Below are 15,568 nucleotides of genomic sequence, written 5' to 3'. Positions count from 1 at the left end.
GAACCGGTTGCCACCCCCATGCTCAAGCGCAAATGCCCGATCTGCAGCAAACCCAGCATCGAAGCCGTGAAGCCGTTCTGCTCCAAGCGCTGCGCCGATATCGACCTGTCACGCTGGCTGAAGGGTGTCTACGCCATTCCCGCCACGGAGAATGACGAGGCCGATCCGACCGACCAGGACGATCCCTTCAATGCAGAGCGTGACCTATGACCGAACCGCAGCGTTATACCATCCCCAGCCTCGAGGCCTTCCTTGAGTCCGCCCTTCTGGCTGGCGGAGCTGACGTTCCCTCCGCCAATGCCGCAACCCGGGCGATGATGCACGCCTCCACCATCGGCGTGGATAGCCATGGCGTGCGCCTGCTGCCCTATTATCTCGGCGTGGTGGCAAGCGGGGAAGTGAACGGCCATCCGCAGATCGAGGTCCTCCGCGGCGAAGGCTCCACGGCCGTGCTCGATGCCGACGGCGCCATCGGTCACTATGCCTGCTATCGCGCCATGGAGGAGGCCGTGGACATCGCCAGGACGCAGGGTGTCGGCGCCGTGACGATCAAGCACATGTCGCACATGGGTGCTGCCGGCGCCTATGCGAAGTGGGCCGCCGAACAGGGCTTCATCGGTATGCTCGTCGCCAATTCGGACGCGGCCGTGCGCCTGTTCGACGGGCGCGACGCCTTCCACGGCACCAGCCCGATCGCCATCGGCGCGCCGGTGCCCGGCCAGCGCCCCTGGCTGATGGACATGGCGACGAGTGCCATCCCGCAGAACCGCGTGCTGCTCTATCGCTCGCTGGGGCTGACACTTCCCGAGAATGTCGCCGTGGACGAGAAGGGCCTCCACACCACCGATCCGTACGCCGCCCGCACGCTCTCGCCGATCGGCGGCGAGCAGGGCTACAAGGGCGCGGCACTGGCGGGCCTCGTCGAGATCCTGTCCTCGCCCCTCACCGGCATGTCCCTCTCCACCGAGCTTGTGCCGATGTATGGCAAGCCCTCCACCGGCGCCCCACGCGACATGGGCGGCTTTGCGCTCGCCATCAACCCCGCCGCCTTCATCGGCACTGAGGTCTATGGCGCCATCATCACGCGCTATCTTGCCAGTATCCGCGCCGCCGTCCCGGCGGAGGACGCGACCGGCAAGCCGATGGCGCCGGGCGACCGTGAATGGAAGGTCGAGGACGAGCGCCGGATAAAGGGCGTGCCCGTGGATCCGGACAGCGAGAAGGCTTTCGCCGAGCTGGCGGAGAAGTATGGGCTGACGCCGCCGGCAAAGGCCTGACCGATCCTGATGCGGGGATCGCGGCGGCATGCCGCCTCTGATCAGCGCATTCTTTGCCCGCTCTCCGCGAACACCAGAGCCCTGACGGGATCGAAGCGGGCCGTAATCGGCTCGCCGGACTTCAGGCCGCGGCCATTACTGGTCTGGATCGTCACCAGATCGCCGGCACCATGCCGGGCGAAGATGAAGGTCTCGCCGCCCAATTGTTCGAGGAGGTCGATCGTCAGCTCCAGGGCGGCGCTGCCATTCGCATCGAAATGTTCGGGGCGAATGCCGACAACCACCGTTGCCCCGTCCCTGCCATCTGCCAGGGTAAGGGGGATCGTGGCATTGCCGAAATCTGGCAAGCACGCCGTCCAGCCGCCATCCCCCGCCCGCGCCAGCACACCCTTGAAGAAGTTCATTTTCGGCGAACCGATGAAACCGGCAACGAAGAGGTTCGCCGGGTCGTCGTAGAGATCGAGCGGGGCACCCACCTGCTCGACGGCGCCACCGCGCAGCACCACGATCTTGTCGGCAAGGGTCATAGCCTCGACCTGGTCGTGGGTCACATAGATGATCGTGGTCGCCAGCTTCTTGTGCAGGCGCGCGATCTCGATACGCATATGCACGCGCAGCTCGGCGTCGAGGTTGGAAAGCGGCTCGTCGAACAGGAAGACCTTGGGGTGACGCACGATGGCGCGGCCGATGGCCACGCGCTGGCGCTGGCCGCCGGACAACTGCTTCGGCTTGCGGTCGAGCAGCGGTTCCAGGCCCAGGATGCGCGCGGCCTCGCCGACCTGTCGTGCGACATCGGCCTTGGGCACCCCGGCAAAACGCAGGGCAAAGCCCATATTCTCCCGCACCGTCATATGCGGGTAGAGTGCATAGGACTGAAACACCATGGCAATACCGCGCCGGGACGGGTCGACATCGTTGACCACGGTGTCGCCGATCTTCAGCGTGCCGCTGGTGATGTCCTCGAGCCCGGCGATCATGCGCAGCAAGGTGGATTTGCCGCAGCCCGAAGGACCGACAAAGACAACGAACTCGCCGGACCTCACCTCGAGATCGACCCCCTTGATGATCTCGAGATTGCCGAACGACTTGCGCACATTGCTCAGCGTGAGGTCACTCATCCGCTCCCTCTCCTTCCGCTCAACCGACACTGAGCTGCAGCGTATGGGTGGCGAAGCGCGGCGATGATACCTCGATGCTAATCGCGCCCGGCTCCCCCGTCGTCTCCACCCAGAAGCCCGTGGTGCCGCCCTGGAACGGCGCGACGGCCGGGCCGATCAGGCTTGCCGGTCCGTCCAGGCGGATGGTCGCAGCGTCGTTGAGGAAAGGCAGCTTCGAGCCCGCCTGGTCGAGGGCCCGCACGATCACCCTCGTGCTGTCACGCTCGCCTGCCTGAAGGGTATGGCTGTCGGTGACGACCTCGAGCCGGCTCGGGACGGGATCGGCGACCATGTGAAGTTGGGCGACAGGTCTTCCGGCGACGAAGCCGGTGAAATGCGCATCCTCCCAACGCATGCCCCAGACCCCAAGCTCGTCCTTGGTGAAGTGCCGGTGGTCTATGACGACGGGAGCGTGGGGCAGATGCGGAAAGTTTTCTCGATCGGGGCCAATACGCTTGGTCAGTGTTCCATAGCGCAGTTCCACCTCGTCGCAATTGGTGAGGATGATCAGCGGCAGCACGCCGCCGATATTGCGCTCGCCCCTCGCCCAGAAAGTGACGGGCTTCAACACCACCTCTTCGGCGGGATCGCACTGGCTGGCATAGACAAAGGCAGCGAATTTCGGCTCGCGGAACATGTCGAGCACGCCGTGATAGCAGATGCGATCGCCCGATCCGAAATCCTTGTGGGTGTTGTAATCGGCCATGCACCAGCCAATGCAGCCGGAGATGCTGGCATCGCCGTAGGAAGCGTTGAGCACCTCCAGATGCCGACGCACATGTTCGGCCTGGCGCTGTTCCTGGTCGTAGCTCTTGGTTGGATACATGTGGCCGCCATACTCGGTGATGAGATAGGGCACGGCGCGATCGAGCCCCGTGCATTCCTGCTGCGGGCGCAAGGCCGTGCGCGGGCGGTTCGACCCTGGCAGTTCCTCATTGCCGAGAATGAAATCGTTCATGGTGTAGACGTCCTCGAGGAATTCGCTCTCGGTGATGTAGCGCACCCCGCCGGTGGAACGAGTCGGGTCGAGTTCCCGCGCAAGGCGGTTGGTTTCGGCATAGAACTCGTGGGAATCCTGGGATTCGTTGATGCGCACGCCCCATATCACGATCGAGGGATGGTTCCAGTCGCGCTGGATCATGCGCCGCACATTCTCGATGGCCTCCTTCTGCCAGGCCACGTCGCCGATATGCTGCCAGCCAGGAATTTCCTCGAAGACCAGCAGGCCGATGCGGTCACAATGATCGAGGAAATATTTCGACTGCGGATAATGCGAGGTGCGCACGAGATTGCATTTGAGTACCCGCTTCACGATTTCCGCGTCCCGCTCCTGGGCCGAGCGGCCCATTGCGTAGCCGGCATAGGGATAGGCCTGGTGCCGGTTGAGGCCCCGGATCTTCAGCTTGCGGCCGTTGAGCAGGAAGCCCTCGGTGGTGAAGGCCGCCGTGCGGAAGCCGAATCTGGAGGAGAGGCTGTCCTTGCCCGCAGCGGTGCGGAGCTCCACGTCCATCTCGTAGAGAACGGGATCGTCGATATCCCAGAGCGACAATCCCTCCAGGGCCTCGAATGAAAACAGCCCGCCCTGCACGCCGGCAGCGATGCCGACCTCGGCGATCACACGGCCCCCCACAGTGCGCAGGCGGGCCGTAAGGGTTCCTTCGATGGGCAGACCTTGCGGATTGGCGAGATCGCAGCGCACCGTCACCGATTTGCGCTCGGCCAGCACATTGCCCGTTTCGATCTTGAGATTGGCGATCGAGATGGGGTCGGTCACCTTCAGCCAGACGTCCCGGTAGATGCCTGCATAGGTGAGGTAGTCGATCCGTCCGCCGAAAGGCGGTATCGCCGGGTTCTCGCTGCCATCGATCTTCACGGTGATGAGATTGTCGCCTTCCCGCAGGCGGCCGGTCAGCCGAGCCTCGAAGGGCGTATAGCCGTCGCTGTGCGCGGTGATCTCTTCGCCATTGAGGAAGACCACCGCATCGGCCATCGCTGCGTCGAACACCAGCGATATCTCGCGGCCCGCGAAATCGGAGCGCCAGGGCAGATGCTTCTGGTAGCTGAAGGCGCGCTGATAGGAGGTCTCGTCGAAATAGTTGAACGGCAGTTGCACGGCGGTGTGAGGCAGCTCGACCGCAAGCCCCCCCGCGGCGAGTTGCTCCGGCGCGATGGCGCCCTCATGGAAATGCCAGCCTTGATTGAAATTCTCGACAATACGCATGTTCATTCCTATTTGACCGAACCCAGCATGCCTTGGACGAACTGACGCTGCATGAGGAAGAAGACGATGAGGGTCGGCAGGGTGGCGAGCACCGCGCCAACCATCACCACGCCAAAGTCGGGGTAGTAGGCCGAGGCCAGCGACGAGATCACCAGCGTGATCGTCTTGGTCTCGTTGGACTGCAGCACGATCAACGGCCACAGATAGCTGTTCCAGGCCGCCATGAAGACGATGATGAAGGCAGCCGCATAGGTCGAGCGCATCACCGGCACGAAGATATAGAGGAAGATCTGCCATTCCTTCAGGCCATCGACCTTGGCGGCATCGCGAAGCTCGGAAGGGAAAGCCTTGGTGCTCTGGCGGAAATAGAAGATGACGAAGGCCGAGCCGATGGTCGGCAGCAGCACCGCGATATGGGTGTTGATCAAGCCGGCGCGGCCCATCATTACGAAGAGCGGGATCATCAGGGCCGCAAAGGGCACCATCAGCGTCAGGAGAATGGCGCTGTAGATCCGCTCGCGCAGCCTGGAGCGGAACATCTCGAAACCGTAACCGGCCAGCGAGGAGACCGCCAGGGTGAATAGGGTGCTGAGCAGCGCGATCTTGGCCGAGTTCCAGAAGATCAGGGGCGCGTCGACCTGCGAGAAGAACTTCTGCACGTTGTCGGCGAGCGCTCCCCCGAAAGACAGGCGGCCCTTGATGATGTCGCCGGACGTATTGGTGGTGCCGACCAGCATCCACAGGAAGGGGAAGACCGACAGGAAGGCCATGCCTCCCACGAAGCCATACATCAACACCTGGCCCAGAATGGCCCTGAAACGATCGCCGCTCATTGCTCGCGCTCCCTTGCCGCGTAGAACTGCAGAAAGGCGAGCAGCGCCACCAGGATCACGATCACATAGGACACGGTGGCTGCGTAGCCGAGATTGGGGATGAACTTGAAAGTCAGGTTGTAGATGTAGAGCGAGAGGGTCAATGTCGCGTCGGAGGGGCCGCCGAGCGTGATGTTCGCCACCTCGTCGAAGAGCTGCAGCGTGCCGATGGTGGAGATCACGGCGGTGAACAGAATCACCGGCTTCAGCATCGGAATGGTGATGCGAAAGAGCTGCCCGCTGGCGCTGATGCCGTCTATGCGTGCCGCCTCGTAGATCGAGCGGTCGATATTCTGCATGGCCGACAGGTAGAAGATCATGTTGTAGCCGGTCCATCGCCAGGTGATGGCGATGATGATCATGACCTTCGCCCAGAAGGGGTCGGTCATCCAGGGAATGGGCGAAGCGATCAGGCCAATCCCTTCCAGCGTCGCGTTGACGATGCCGTCGCTTGCGAACATGCCCTTGAACAGGGCCGAATAGGTCACCAGCGACGACACGCAGGGCAGGAAGATCGCGATGCGGAAGAAATCGCGGCCGACGAGCCGGGGACTGTTGAGGACGGCCGCCAGGATCAGTGCCAGCAGCAGCATAATCGGGACCTGCACGACGAAGAAGGTGATCGTCGTGGTCAGGGCCTTGAGAAAGACAGGATCGTTGAACAGACGGACGATATTGCCGAAGCCAACGAAGCGGATCATGGTCCCGCGCCCGGACTGGAAGGACATCCAGAGCGACCACAGGATCGGATAGACCATGAACAGGCCGATCAGCCCGAGCGCCGGCGCCACGAACAGCCAGCCATTGATATCATGATAGCGGCGCACGCCGCCGGGTCGCACAAGAGCCATCGGCATTTCCTGACCGTCGCGGACGGACGACATGACTGATGCCGCCCGTCGCTTTGGGGCGTGTCCCCGCCTACTGGATCTGTGTCTTCAGTTGCGCTTCGATCGCCTTCAGGGCGTCGTCGACCGAGCCGCCCTTGGCAAGGGCCGGGATCTGCGCGATCACCGCCGCATCGGCTTCGTTGGTATAGGTGCCGTAGCTGACGGACGGAATCTTGGCGAGCCAATCGGCGAAGCTTTGCCAGACCTTTGCGTCGCCGAAGAAGGCATCGGCCTGGCTATAGGCCGAGCCTTGACGCGCTACCAGGAGCGAACCGACCGCACCCCGCTCCTGCAGGATCTTCTGGTAGAAGTCGACATCCTTGCCATAGGTCTCGTTCAGGAAATCGATCGCGTCATCCTTCTGAGGGGAGCTCGCCAGCACATACCAGCTTGAACCGCCGAGATTGGACTGATGGGTGGCGCCATCGATGCTCAAGGCAGGTATGGGAGCAACCCCCCATTTGCCGGACTGGTCGGCCTGCGCCTTCACGGTGCCGGTGATCCACACCCCGGTGATCACGGCCGCCACGTCGCCAGAGGTGAACGTACTCACCCAATTGGCCCAGCCGGCGGCGGGCTTGTAGATGCCGGCTCCCATCATCTTGCCCAGCGTTTCAAGCGAGGCCTTCAGCGCTGGATTGCCGGTGATGGTGGGATTGCCATCCTTGTCGAAATACCAACCACCTGCCGACTGCATCATGATACGCACGATACCGGCATCATTGGGATCGATGCCGATCATCTTCTTGCCGGTCTTGGCCTCCACCTGCTTGCCGATCTCGATGAAGCGATCCCAGGTGATGTTCTGCATGTCCTCGGGCTTGAAGCCTGCCGCTTCGATATAATCCTTGCGGAAATACATGCCGGTGACGCCGGAATCGAAGGGCATGCCATAGACCTTGTCCCCGACAGTCATCACCTTGACCTTGTAGGGCGCAAATCCGGAATAATCGACCTTGCCGGACATGGGCGCGAAGGCGTCGGGGAAGGACTGCAGATATTTCTGGGCGCCGTAGTCCTCGATCAAAACAATATCCGGCAGGCCGGCGCCGGTGCCGGCGGAGAGGCCGGTCTGCAGCTTCTGCTCGACATCCGCCTTGGCGAAGTCGACCACATTGATGTGCACGTCAGGATGGGTCTTGGCGTAGCGCTCGCCCGCCTCCTTCATGATCGCGACATTGAAATTGGGATCCCAGCACCAGACGGTGATATCCTTCGCCTCGGCGGCGGCGACCGCCAGCAGGCTCGCGCCGGCCAGCGCCATGCTGGCAAGGTGGGGGCGCAGCGCACGCAGAAAATGCCTCATCGTTTCCTCCTGGAGGTCCGCTTGAGGAACGGGTTTCTCCCGTTTCCCGCGAGGAGTATTCCTCAGAACGCAAAAAGAGGCAAGATCTTTAGTAAATTTTTACCAAACGATCTATCCACTTGGAAAGAAAGGCTTTTCTATCGCTCTGCCACGCTATCACGCCAGATGAGTTCCGTTGCCAGCGTGACCTTCTTGGCGGTCTCGCGCCCCGAGAAGCGTTCGAGCAGGAGATCGACTGCGGTTTCGCCGATCAGTTCGGCGGGAATGCGGATGGTCGACAGCGGTGGATTGAGGAGTTCGGCCACCGGAATATCGTTGAAACCGGCAATCGCCACGTCCTTGGGGATGCGCAGGCCAAGATCCTTGATGGCCCGATAGGCGCCGATAGCCAGATTGTCGTTGCAGGTAATGATGACCTCGGGCGGCCGGGCGCCCTGCATCAATCGACGCGCCAGGCTGTAGCCGGTCTCCGGCGTCAGCCTTTCGGTGAGGCAGATATCCGGATCGAACAGCCCCATCTCCGTCATCCAGGCGACATAAGCCCGGCAGCGTGGTTCGTTGAAAACATCGGTATCCGCATAGAACGCCTCGATCCATCCAATGAGGCCGATGCGGCGATAGCCACGGCCATGAAGGGCGGAGAGCAGCTTGCGCGTGGCGAGCGCGAGGTCGCTTGCCACACTGTCATCGAGGTCGAAAGGAGGAAAGAAATCGGCAAAAACCAGGTTTCGGCTGTGTTCGCGCAGCCATTCCACCTCCTGCGGCTTATGATAGCCGACGGCGATCACCCCTGAGGCGTCACGCAACAGGCCGGCCTCCGGCGGGGCATCGGTGTGATAGAGCTTGACGACCTCGATCTTCAGGGCCTGGCAGCGGTTCTCGATGCCGAGCCGAACGCCGATATAATAGGGATCGGTCAATTCCTGGGTCGGCCGCAGGAAATGCACCAAGGCGATGCGGCCAGCGCCGGGCACCAAACTCTGTGCCGCCACCGCAGCCCCCGCCGCGCGATGGCGATTACGCGGCGTGGCATATTTGAGGGCCTCCGCCGCCTCGATCACCGCCTGGCGCTTCGCAGCCGAGATCGACAAGGTCGCGTCATAGTTGAGAACGCGCGAGACCGTCGCCGACGAAACGCCGACAGCCGCCGCGATTTCCTTGATCGTTGCCATTCCCTACCCCTGCCACGGTGGAGACCGCCACGGCCGAACCGATCCACGACAAGCCCTGGCCTGACCGTCGATCAATTCCGGGGAGCCCAAATCGATTAGTAAATTTTTACTCCTTAAATTAACGAATGCAAGCGTTGCCTGTGCGCCTCTTAAGGAGGGGAGAACCTGGGCAAGAATCGACCAAAAGGCAACTCCGGATCTTCACCATGAGCCAAGGACACGCTGCGTTCAGAAGCGTTGAGCTTGACATTTGTACCGAACAGTACATATTGTAATGATTGGTACAAACGAGGTGCTCCCATGTCCGAACAACGCCCCCCTCTCCCGCCCTTCACCCACGAGACCGCTATCCAAAAGGTCCGCGCTGCCGAGGATGGCTGGAACAGCTGCAATCCCGAACGCGTTTCGCTCGCCTATACGCTCGACAGCCGTTGGCGAAACCGTTCCGAATTCCCGCGCGGACGGGCGGAGATCGTCGAGTTCCTCACCCGCAAATGGCGGAAGGAGCTGGATTATCGCCTCATCAAGGAACTCTGGGCCTTCGGCGGGAACCGCATCGGCGTGCGGTTTGCCTATGAGTGGCACAATGACGAGGGCGAGTGGTTCCGTTCCTACGGCAATGAGAACTGGGAGTTCGACGAAAACGGCCTGATGGCGGTGCGTCATGCCAGTATCAACGACCTGCCGATCCAGGCGAGCGAGCGCAAGTTCCATTGGGACCGCTCCAAGCCCCGGCCATCAGACCATCCGGGCCTGTCCGATCTGGGGCTCTGATGCCCGAAGCAAAATGCGATCGGGTTGAAGCAGTATTCGAGCTAACCCGCCTGAAAATATAAGCGTTTTGCGATTCCAGGCGATTCGATCCGGAGGTAACACGCCGCATGAAGCTCATCCGCGAGCGCGCCGATGTCCTGCCTGTCCTGACCGAGGTGTTCCGCACCTACGGCTACGAGGGCACGAGCCTCGCCCTCATCAGCCAGCATACTGGCCTGGGTAAGGGCAGCCTCTACAATTTCTTCCCGGGCGGGAAGGAGGAGATGGCAACGGCCGTGCTCGAGGGTATCGACGGCTGGTTCCACGCCCATGTCTTCGATCCCCTCCGCAGCCATGAGGATCCGCGACGGGGGATCGAGGCGATGTTCGATGCCACTGACCGCTATTTCCATTCGGGCGAGCGGGTCTGCATCGTCGGCGTCTTCGCGCTGAGCGACGTGCGCGGCCTGTTCGCCGCCCGTATCAATGCGTACTTTGCGGCGTGGCGGGAGGCGCTGGCCGATGCATTGCGGCGGTCTGGGCGCGATCAGGCCTCGGCCGCGGACCTCTCGGAAGAAGTCGTCGCCGGTATCCAGGGCGCGCTGGTGGCGGCGCGGGCGCTGGATGATCCCGGCGTGTTCCGGCGCCGGATGGAGAGGATGCAGGCGCTGCTCCAGTGATTTCCTGCTGCCCGGCACCAGGAATTGCGCTGTCTCAGCGTACGACCTGCCAGGGATCGAGCAATGGTACGCCCATGCCGGCGAAGTCTGCAACGTTGTGCGTCACCACCGTCATTCCATGAACCAGGGCGGTTGCGGCGATCAATCCATCCTGAAGCGGACGCGGGTCGGGAACATGCAGCTGCGCGCTCCGCAATGCGACGGCCATGTCAAAGGCCAGGATGCGCCCGTGAAAAGTCGGCAGGACGTGATTGTCTAACCAGGCTCGCAACACCGTGCCCTGGGCAATGTCCCTGCGTTCCGCTCTGAGGATTCCGATGCTCAATTCCTGGATGGTGATCGCGGACAGGAAAAGGCCTGCAGGATCCTGGCTGTCAGCCCACTCCGCGACATGAGCGTCCGCTCTTCCCGACCGGATCTTTCTCAACTCAGAGACGACATTGGTATCGAGAAGAAACATCAGGAAAGGTCCGCACCATCGGCCAATTCACCACGCTCCGGCAGTTCGAGATCGACGTCCTCGGCGCCCGGCATTGCCAGGAGATCTGAGATTTTCTGCCGGTTGCCAGTCAGACGCCTATATTCGTCGATGCTGAGTAACACATGCGCTGGCTGGCCTCGGTCCGTGATGAAAACGGGACCGTTCTTCGCGGCTTGCTTCGCTCGGCTGGTATCCTGATTGAACTCTCGGCTCGATAAGGTTGTGATAGACATAGCCCCCTCCGGGTATGTATAAACGTTACTACATTGACCAACTGGAGACAAGCTGCGACTCGCATACCCCGGCAATGCGTGACTTTGGGTGCCTCGGGCATCCTGCCAGTTCTTGAACCGGCGACTGTGACGAAAGGGTCCGCGCTCCCGGGCTTACAGCCTGTCCCGCAGCGCAAAATAGCTCATCCCGGCGACAAGCGTCGGCCAGCGAAGCAGCCTTCCGCCCGGGAAAGGCGGCGTCGGCAAGGCGGCGAGTCGGTCGAACTCGCCCAGGGTCGCAGCCGTCACATCGGCGAGGATCTTGCCAAAATAGGGCGCCAGCATCACCCCCTGCCCGGAGTAGCCGGAGGCCGTGAGGACGTTGGGCGCCAGTCGCCGCACGAAAGGCAGGCGCGTGGTCGTAATGCCGAGCGTACCACCCCAGGCGTAGTCGATCGGCTTGTCGGCAAGCTGCGGAAACACCTTGAGCATGCGCTTGCGCACGAAGGCCTTCATGTCGGACGGGAAACCGCTGCCATAATTCTCGCCACCTCCGAAGATCAGACGCCGGTCGGCCGAGAGGCGGTAATAGTTCACGACGAAGCGGCTGTCGGCCACCGCATAGTCGTTCGCGATCAGCGCTCGCGCCTCGTTGTCCGAGAAGGGCTGCGTCGCCAGGAGAAAATTGTTGATCGGCATCACCCTCGCCTCGGTATAGGCGTCGAGACCGGAAAGATAGCCGTCACCGGCCAGGATCAGCCAGTCCGCCGAGACGCTTCCCTTGTCGGTGCGGACGAGTGCCTTGCCGCCCTTGACCTCATAGCTCACGGCGCGGGATTGCTCGAATATCCGCACGCCGGCATCCAGCGCCGCGCGCCCAAGACCGAGGGCGAGGTTGAGCGGATGAAGATGTCCGCCATCATGGTCGATGAAGCCGCCATGATAGCCGCTCGCGCCGAGCAGGCCGTCGAGCTGCCGCTTGTCGATGGCCTCCACCTTGTCATAGCCATAGACCGTGCGAAGCTTCTCGGCATAAACCTGCGACATCGCCACATAATGGGGCTTGTGGTCGGCGATCAGGATACCGTTCTTGTAATCGCACTCGATCCAATATCTGGCGATAAGGTCCTTGAGGTGGGCCTTGGCCTCTTCTGCCATTGCCCACAATGCTTTGGCACCATCGAGGCCCACGAGATTTTCGAGATAGTCCTGGTCGCGCCGCTGGCCGGAATGCGCCTGCCCGCCATTGCGGCCCGAGGCGCCCGAGCCGATCTCGGCGGCTTCGAGGATGATCACCGACAGGCCGCGCTCGGCAAAGGCCAGCGCCGCGCCAAGGCCGGTATAGCCAGCGCCGACGATACAGATGTCCGCCCGTTGGTCGCCGGTCAGCGCCGGCTGCGGCGCGAGCTTGTGGGCGGTAGCGGTGTAATAGGAATTGGCCGGATGGCCGGTGTTCTCGGTCATGATGGCAATTCGGGAATGGAGTGGCGGTCTCTGACCGCCAATCTTGGAAACGCAACGCTTGTGGGTCAGGAAGATGGCGGTCGGAGACCGCCACTCCATGACCTCACACGTTCAGCAACAGGTGCTCGCGCTCCCAGGGGCTGATCACTTTCATGAAGGTCTCATATTCCTGCTTCTTGATCGCCGCATAGGCGGAGACGAAGGAGGCGCCCATGACCTGCTTGATCGGTTCGCACTCCTCCATTTCGGCCACGGCTTCGAGCAGGCCGCGCGGCAGTTCGAAATCACGGTTCTTGGCGTCGGATTCGATCGGCGCGGTGGCCTCCAGTTCCTCGGTCATGCCGAGATAGCCGGCCGCCAGCACTGCCGCCGTGGCGAGATAGGGGTTGGCGTCGGAGGACGGCACCCGGTTCTCGACGCGCCGCGCGGCGGGGCCGGAAGGCGGCACGCGAAGCCCGGCTGTGCGGTTGTCATACCCCCATTGCACATTGATCGGCGCCATGGAATCCCGCGTAAGGCGGCGATAGGAGTTCACATAGGGCGCCAGCATGCACATGATAGCCGGCAAATATTTCTGCTGGCCGGCGAGGAAGGAGAAGAACAGCGGCGTCGGGCCGCCGGTGTCCGGATCGGAGAAGATGTTCTCCTCGTTCTCAGCATCGACGATGGACTGATGGATATGCAGTGCCGATCCGGGCTCGCCCGTCATGGGCTTGGCCATGAAGGTGGCATAGATCTTGTGCTGAAGCGAAGCCTCGCGGATGGTGCGCTTGAACAGGAAGACCTGGTCGGCCAGTTCCAGGGGATCGCCATGGCGCAGGTTGATTTCCATCTGCGCCGCACCGTCTTCATGGATCAGCGTGTCGATCTCAAGACCCTGCTGCTCGGAATATTTGTAGATATCCTCGAACAGGGCATCGAATTCGTTCACCGCCGAGATCGAATAGCCCTGGCGCCCGATTTCGGGGCGCCCCGAGCGCCCGATCGGCGGCTTGAGCGGGTAATCCGCGTCGGTGTTGGGCTCGACCAGATAGAACTCTATCTCCGGCGCCACCACCGGCTGCCAGCCCTTCTTGCGGTAGAGTTCGCGGACGCGGCGCAGCACCTGGCGCGGCGCCTGTTCGACCGGGCGCCCGTCGCGCGTCACCGCATCGTGGATGACCTGCGCGGTCGGATCCATCGCCCAGGGCACCGAGGTCAGGGTCGACCAGTCCGGCTGCATGAACATGTCGGTATCGGCTTCCACCGCATCGACCAGCCCGTCATAGGCGGGATATTCGCCCGTGATGCATTGGTAGAAGATCGACAGCGGCAGGTTCATCACCGGAGCGTTGAGAAATTTCGAGACCGGCATGATCTTGCCGCGGGCAACGCCGCCCTGGTCGGGCACCAGGCATTCGATTTCCTCGATAGTACGGGCGCGGAACCAGTCCCTCGCGCTCTCCACGCCGGAGATGCCGCGCGCGGAGTCGATATCCGCCACGCCGGAAACTTCCAGCCTTTCTGATTTTTTCTTTTTGCTCATCGTCGCACACATGCGGCTTCCACCCCGCGAAATGCGGAGCGGCGACCCGAAACAAGCGCCGGCGACCTGTTTGACGATCCCTGGAGGGCAGACCGAGAAATCTGCCCGGGATCATCACGCGACTGACCTCCGGTTCGGGCCCTTGGTTTAGGAGGGCGGAGGCGCACGCGCCGCGCATCGAGGAAGACGCGCAAAAGAGGCATCGGTAAACCGACGCTGCGGACACACTGCCTTCAGCGGGCGGTAAAAGTCAATTCGACTCCGCAAGAATGTGATCACAAAATAGATCGAGAGCCCATTTCTTCAGTGGACCACAGTCGACTTCCCGGTTTAGGCTATACGCAACGATAACAGTCAGACGGGATATCATGAGTGTCACAGACGGGGGTGGCGTCGCGGCGCCGGTGAAATCGCAGACGGCGATCGGGGGCGTTCGCCGAAAATTCCAGCCCTGGAACGATCCGTCCGCTGTTCCCCTCATACGCTTCGAGAATGTCACCAAGCGTTTCGGGGATTTCGTCGCCGTCAACGATGTCTCGATCGATATCCACCAGCGCGAATTCTTCTCCCTTCTCGGTCCCTCCGGCTGCGGCAAGACCACGCTGATGCGGATGCTGGCCGGCTTCGAGGAGCCGACCTCAGGGCGCATCACCCTGGCAGGCAAGGATCTTGCCGGCGTTCCGCCTTACGAGCGGCCGGCCAACATGATGTTCCAGTCCTATGCGCTGTTCCCGCATATGTCGGTCGCCGACAACATCGCGTTCGGCCTCAAGATGGATAAGATGCCGAAGCAGCAGATCCAGGAACGCGTTAACGAGATGCTCAAACTGGTCAAGCTGGAGAAATTCGCCGCGCGCAAGCCGCACCAGCTATCCGGCGGCCAGCGCCAACGCGTTGCCCTCGCGAGGGCCGTCGCCAAGCAACCAAAGGTGCTGCTGCTCGACGAGCCGCTCGGCGCCCTCGACAAGAAGCTGCGTGAGGAAACCCAGTTCGAGCTGATGGACATCCAGGTCGAGCTCGGCATTACCTTCATCATCGTCACACACGACCAGGAAGAGGCGATGACGATGTCCGACCGCATTGCGGTTATGGATCACGGCAAGCTGGTGCAGGTGGCCCCGCCGGGCGTGATCTACGAGCAGCCAAATTCGAAATACGTCGCCGACTTCATCGGCAACATCAACATCTTCGAGGGCAAGGTCGGCAGCGTGAACGGCAATGCCGTCTCGGTGCAGTCCGCGGGCAACCCGCCCTTCCGCGTCGAGAGCGCCGAACCGGTAAGCACGGGCCAGACCGTGTTCCTCGCCATCCGCCCGGAGAAGATGCGCATATCGCTCGATCAGCCGGCCGACACCAGCAATTGCCTCATCGGCGAGGTCTTCGACATCGGCTATCTCGGCGATTGGACCAATTATGTCGTCGAGATTGCCAGCCTCGGCCAACGCATCCGGGTAAGCTCGGCCAATATGAGCCGCTTCGTCGAACGGCCCCTCACCTGGGAAGACAAGGTCTACGTCACCTTCGCGCCGGATGCCGGCGTGCTCCTGACAAAGTAGGG

At 62.1% G+C, this 15,568-nt stretch carries 15 protein-coding genes; 5 read left to right on the top strand and 10 right to left on the bottom strand.

Annotation, left to right across the window (positions count from 1 at the left end; translation table 11 throughout):
* Positions 1-18: 18 nt before the first annotated feature.
* Positions 19-210 carry a DNA gyrase inhibitor YacG gene (yacG, locus tag ACMDCR_RS08500; RefSeq protein ID WP_413993566.1) on the top strand — a complete coding sequence of 64 codons (192 nt, stop codon included), beginning with the start codon at positions 19-21 and terminating at the stop codon, positions 208-210.
* Positions 207-1,277: an Ldh family oxidoreductase gene (locus ACMDCR_RS08495; RefSeq protein ID WP_413992110.1), complete on the top strand. Its 1,071-nt coding sequence runs from the start codon at positions 207-209 to the stop codon at positions 1,275-1,277. Before yacG ends, ACMDCR_RS08495 begins: the two co-directional genes overlap by 4 nt.
* Before the next feature lie 41 nt (positions 1,278-1,318).
* Here ACMDCR_RS08495 and ACMDCR_RS08490 read toward each other — a convergent pair whose 3' ends face one another.
* The 6 genes from ACMDCR_RS08490 to ACMDCR_RS08465 all read right to left on the bottom strand — a co-directional run bounded on the left by ACMDCR_RS08490 (position 1,319) and on the right by ACMDCR_RS08465 (position 8,895).
* On the bottom strand, positions 1,319-2,395 hold the full coding sequence (locus ACMDCR_RS08490; protein ID WP_413992109.1) for an ABC transporter ATP-binding protein: 1,077 nt from the start codon (positions 2,393-2,395) through the stop codon (positions 1,319-1,321).
* Between the two features lie 19 nt (positions 2,396-2,414).
* Complete coding sequence (locus ACMDCR_RS08485) at positions 2,415-4,655, bottom strand: glycoside hydrolase family 2 TIM barrel-domain containing protein (RefSeq protein ID WP_413992108.1); 2,241 nt, start codon at positions 4,653-4,655, stop codon at positions 2,415-2,417.
* A gap of 8 nt (positions 4,656-4,663) precedes the next feature.
* Positions 4,664-5,488, bottom strand: a complete 825-nt coding sequence (locus ACMDCR_RS08480; RefSeq protein ID WP_413992107.1) for a carbohydrate ABC transporter permease — start codon at positions 5,486-5,488, stop codon at positions 4,664-4,666.
* Positions 5,485-6,378, bottom strand: a complete 894-nt coding sequence (locus tag ACMDCR_RS08475; RefSeq protein WP_413992106.1) for a carbohydrate ABC transporter permease — start codon at positions 6,376-6,378, stop codon at positions 5,485-5,487. Before ACMDCR_RS08475 ends, ACMDCR_RS08480 begins: the two co-directional genes overlap by 4 nt.
* Positions 6,379-6,448: 70 nt before the next feature.
* Positions 6,449-7,723, bottom strand: a complete 1,275-nt coding sequence (locus ACMDCR_RS08470) for an ABC transporter substrate-binding protein (RefSeq protein ID WP_413992105.1) — start codon at positions 7,721-7,723, stop codon at positions 6,449-6,451.
* Positions 7,724-7,860: 137 nt separating this feature from the next.
* Positions 7,861-8,895 carry a LacI family DNA-binding transcriptional regulator gene (locus ACMDCR_RS08465; RefSeq protein ID WP_413992104.1) on the bottom strand — a complete coding sequence of 345 codons (1,035 nt, stop codon included), beginning with the start codon at positions 8,893-8,895 and terminating at the stop codon, positions 7,861-7,863.
* A gap of 300 nt (positions 8,896-9,195) precedes the next feature.
* Here ACMDCR_RS08465 and ACMDCR_RS08460 point away from each other — a divergent pair, with 300 nt between their 5' ends.
* A complete protein-coding gene (locus ACMDCR_RS08460; protein WP_413992103.1) occupies positions 9,196-9,669 on the top strand; it encodes a DUF1348 family protein in 474 nt (157 codons plus the stop codon).
* Between the two features lie 107 nt (positions 9,670-9,776).
* Positions 9,777-10,328, top strand: a complete 552-nt coding sequence (locus tag ACMDCR_RS08455; protein ID WP_413992102.1) for a TetR/AcrR family transcriptional regulator — start codon at positions 9,777-9,779, stop codon at positions 10,326-10,328.
* A 34-nt stretch (positions 10,329-10,362) separates the two neighbouring features.
* Here the strand turns inward: ACMDCR_RS08455 and ACMDCR_RS08450 are convergent, their stop codons facing one another.
* The 4 genes from ACMDCR_RS08450 to ACMDCR_RS08435 form a co-directional block, all read right to left on the bottom strand.
* Complete coding sequence (locus tag ACMDCR_RS08450) at positions 10,363-10,791, bottom strand: type II toxin-antitoxin system VapC family toxin (RefSeq protein ID WP_413993565.1); 429 nt, start codon at positions 10,789-10,791, stop codon at positions 10,363-10,365.
* Positions 10,788-11,042 (bottom strand): type II toxin-antitoxin system Phd/YefM family antitoxin, encoded by a 255-nt coding sequence (locus tag ACMDCR_RS08445; RefSeq protein ID WP_413992101.1) that lies wholly within the window; start codon positions 11,040-11,042, stop codon positions 10,788-10,790. The genes ACMDCR_RS08450 and ACMDCR_RS08445 overlap by 4 nt, the downstream gene beginning before the upstream one ends.
* A 153-nt stretch (positions 11,043-11,195) precedes the next feature.
* Positions 11,196-12,485 carry an NAD(P)/FAD-dependent oxidoreductase gene (locus ACMDCR_RS08440; RefSeq protein ID WP_413992100.1) on the bottom strand — a complete coding sequence of 430 codons (1,290 nt, stop codon included), beginning with the start codon at positions 12,483-12,485 and terminating at the stop codon, positions 11,196-11,198.
* 103 nt (positions 12,486-12,588) lie between these two features.
* Positions 12,589-14,022, bottom strand: a complete 1,434-nt coding sequence (locus ACMDCR_RS08435) for a glutamine synthetase family protein (protein WP_413992099.1) — start codon at positions 14,020-14,022, stop codon at positions 12,589-12,591.
* A gap of 356 nt (positions 14,023-14,378) precedes the next feature.
* Between ACMDCR_RS08435 and ACMDCR_RS08430 the strand changes: the two genes are divergently transcribed.
* Entirely contained in the window at positions 14,379-15,566 is a 1,188-nt protein-coding gene (locus ACMDCR_RS08430; protein ID WP_413992098.1) for an ABC transporter ATP-binding protein, read from the top strand.
* Positions 15,567-15,568 lie beyond the last annotated feature (2 nt).

This window comes from Labrys okinawensis (assembly GCF_047345005.1).
Lineage (GTDB): Bacteria > Pseudomonadota > Alphaproteobacteria > Rhizobiales > Labraceae > Labrys > Labrys okinawensis.
This window is presented reverse-complemented; position numbering and strand designations above follow the sequence as displayed.

Bases quoted from the DNA above. Each gene is read 5' to 3' on its own strand.
- ACMDCR_RS08430 (WP_413992098.1), top strand. From the start codon at position 14,379: ATGAGTGTCACAGACGGGGGTGGCGTCGCGGCGCCGGTGAAATCGCAG.
- ACMDCR_RS08460 (WP_413992103.1), top strand. From the start codon at position 9,196: ATGTCCGAACAACGCCCCCCTCTCCCGCCCTTCACCCACGAGACCGCT.
- ACMDCR_RS08445 (WP_413992101.1), bottom strand. From the start codon at position 11,042: ATGTCTATCACAACCTTATCGAGCCGAGAGTTCAATCAGGATACCAGC.
- ACMDCR_RS08470 (WP_413992105.1), bottom strand. From the start codon at position 7,723: ATGAGGCATTTTCTGCGTGCGCTGCGCCCCCACCTTGCCAGCATGGCG.
- ACMDCR_RS08455 (WP_413992102.1), top strand. From the start codon at position 9,777: ATGAAGCTCATCCGCGAGCGCGCCGATGTCCTGCCTGTCCTGACCGAG.
- ACMDCR_RS08435 (WP_413992099.1), bottom strand. From the start codon at position 14,022: ATGTGTGCGACGATGAGCAAAAAGAAAAAATCAGAAAGGCTGGAAGTT.
- ACMDCR_RS08480 (WP_413992107.1), bottom strand. From the start codon at position 5,488: ATGAGCGGCGATCGTTTCAGGGCCATTCTGGGCCAGGTGTTGATGTAT.
- yacG (WP_413993566.1), top strand. From the start codon at position 19: ATGCTCAAGCGCAAATGCCCGATCTGCAGCAAACCCAGCATCGAAGCC.
- ACMDCR_RS08490 (WP_413992109.1), bottom strand. From the start codon at position 2,395: ATGAGTGACCTCACGCTGAGCAATGTGCGCAAGTCGTTCGGCAATCTC.
- ACMDCR_RS08475 (WP_413992106.1), bottom strand. From the start codon at position 6,378: ATGGCTCTTGTGCGACCCGGCGGCGTGCGCCGCTATCATGATATCAAT.
- ACMDCR_RS08465 (WP_413992104.1), bottom strand. From the start codon at position 8,895: ATGGCAACGATCAAGGAAATCGCGGCGGCTGTCGGCGTTTCGTCGGCG.
- ACMDCR_RS08495 (WP_413992110.1), top strand. From the start codon at position 207: ATGACCGAACCGCAGCGTTATACCATCCCCAGCCTCGAGGCCTTCCTT.
- ACMDCR_RS08440 (WP_413992100.1), bottom strand. From the start codon at position 12,485: ATGACCGAGAACACCGGCCATCCGGCCAATTCCTATTACACCGCTACC.
- ACMDCR_RS08485 (WP_413992108.1), bottom strand. From the start codon at position 4,655: ATGCGTATTGTCGAGAATTTCAATCAAGGCTGGCATTTCCATGAGGGC.